Source organism: Streptomyces sp. NPDC017890 (genome assembly GCF_044328675.1).
In the GTDB taxonomy this organism is placed as follows: Bacteria; Actinomycetota; Actinomycetes; order Streptomycetales; family Streptomycetaceae; genus Streptomyces.
Window position 1 is genome coordinate 1 of sequence record NZ_JBIRHU010000131.1, and the last position, 1,746, is coordinate 1,746.

General features: G+C 63.2%; 3 protein-coding genes. All 3 read left to right on the forward strand.

The genetic code is table 11. The annotated features are described in order from the left end of the window. The coding region (locus ACH4F2_RS35955) for a MarR family transcriptional regulator (protein WP_398136803.1) at nucleotides 1-608 on the forward strand (608 nt) is incomplete at its 5' end. After that, the gene (locus ACH4F2_RS35960; protein WP_011331629.1) at nucleotides 605-1,276 is read left to right on the forward strand and encodes an arsenate reductase ArsC; all 672 of its coding nucleotides are present in this window, start codon (nucleotides 605-607) and stop codon (nucleotides 1,274-1,276) included. The genes ACH4F2_RS35955 and ACH4F2_RS35960, both read left to right, overlap by 4 nt. A 36-nt stretch (nucleotides 1,277-1,312) precedes the next feature. Continuing rightward, the gene (locus ACH4F2_RS35965; RefSeq protein WP_003944646.1) at nucleotides 1,313-1,639 is read left to right on the forward strand and encodes a DUF3349 domain-containing protein; all 327 of its coding nucleotides are present in this window, start codon (nucleotides 1,313-1,315) and stop codon (nucleotides 1,637-1,639) included. Nucleotides 1,640-1,746: the final 107 nt, after the last annotated feature.

A 1,746-nucleotide genomic window follows, 5' to 3' on the forward strand; every position in this document is an offset into this window, starting at 1 on the left:
ACATGCTCGTCCTCGGCGACGCATCGCCCTCGGAACTGCAACGCCGACTCTCCATCTCCTCGAACCTGCTCGCCCACCACCTCGGGGTCCTCGAACGCGCTGGTCTCGTGCACCGATCGAGATCCGAAGGTGACAAGCGCCGTACCTACCTACGACTCCAGCCCACCGCGCTGGAGGTGCTCGTTCCTACCTCGTCGCCCTTGACCGCGACGCGGATCGTGTTCGTGTGCACCCACAATTCCGCGCGCTCGCAACTGGCCGCGGCGTTGTGGAACAAGCAATCCCACATCCCGGCAGCATCGGCCGGCACCCACCCCGCTCCCCGAATTCACAGCGGCGCCCTCGCCGCCGCCCGCCGCCACGACCTACCTCTCGACGCCACGCGCCCGGCCGATGTCGCCGATGTCCTCGCACCCGGGGACATGGTCATCGCCGTGTGCGACAACGCCCACGAAGAAATGCGCGAAAACCCGAACTCTCTTCACTGGTCGATTCCGGACCCTGCCCGCACCGGCAGTGCCGCAGCGTTCGACCGAGCCTTCGACGACATCGACCACCGAGTCGCTCGACTCGCCCCCCATTGCCTCCCGAACGGAGAACTCTCATGACCGACAACCTCAGCACCACAACACATCACCGCGACGACCTGACCATCGATCAACGGTTAGCCCTCAAAAGCGCCGCCGCACACCTGGCCACGGAATTCACCGACGTCTTCAACACCGAAACCATCGAGCGGTTCCTGCATTCGTCCTACGACCAGTTCGCCGGCCGCGCCTCCGTCGTCAACTACCTCCCTCTCCTGGCCGAACGCTTCGCCCGGCAGCGACTACGCGCCCTGGCCAAGGTCGAAGGACTCTCCAACGACGGCAAACCCACCGTGTTGTTCTTGTGCACGCACAACGCCGGACGCTCCCAGATGGCCATGGGATTCTTCGAAAAACTCGCCGGGGAACGTGCCGTCGCATGGTCCGGCGGATCCGAACCCGGCACCAGCGTCAACGAAGCAGCCATCGAAGCAATGGCCGAACGTGGCATCGACATCAGCGGTGAATACCCCAAGCCATGGACTGACGAAGTGGTCCGCGCAGCCGACGTCGTCATCACGATGGGCTGCGGAGATGCATGCCCGATCTTCCCCGGACGCCGCTACGAAGAATGGGTCCTTCCCGACCCCGCAGGTCTCGGAGTCGACGCGATCCGCCCGATCCGTGACGAGATCGAACGGCGAGTACTCACATTGCTCGACGAGATCGACATCGCCGCCCAGCACTGATGCTCGTCGATGAATTCCTTGCGAAGAAGGTCTCTCATGTTCATTCCGGCAGTGGTCACCGCTTTTGTGCACTGGCTTCGCAGCGGCTACCCGCAGGACGCACCGAGATACGGTCACAGCCCGCTACTGGCTCTGATGGATCAACGGCTCTCACCTGCGCAGATCAGTGAGATCGTGATCGCGCTCGACGGGGAGCCGGCCACCGAGGCCATCGACATCCAAGTGGCCATCACGGCTGTCGCACGGCGGATGCCCTCACCCGCCGATCTGAGTGCCGTATGCGCGGCCATCGAGAAATCCGCGTCCAGGGAAGGGGCCTTCCCGTGCTGCAGAACCAGAGGCGTGCCCCATGTTGCGAACTGATTTGATCGATGTCAATATTGATGTATGTCGAATCAAGATGTGGCGGAGACCGGCGCCTGTTGTTCGCCACTCAACCGTGAACCGTTGACCGAAGACTGGGCTGGTGA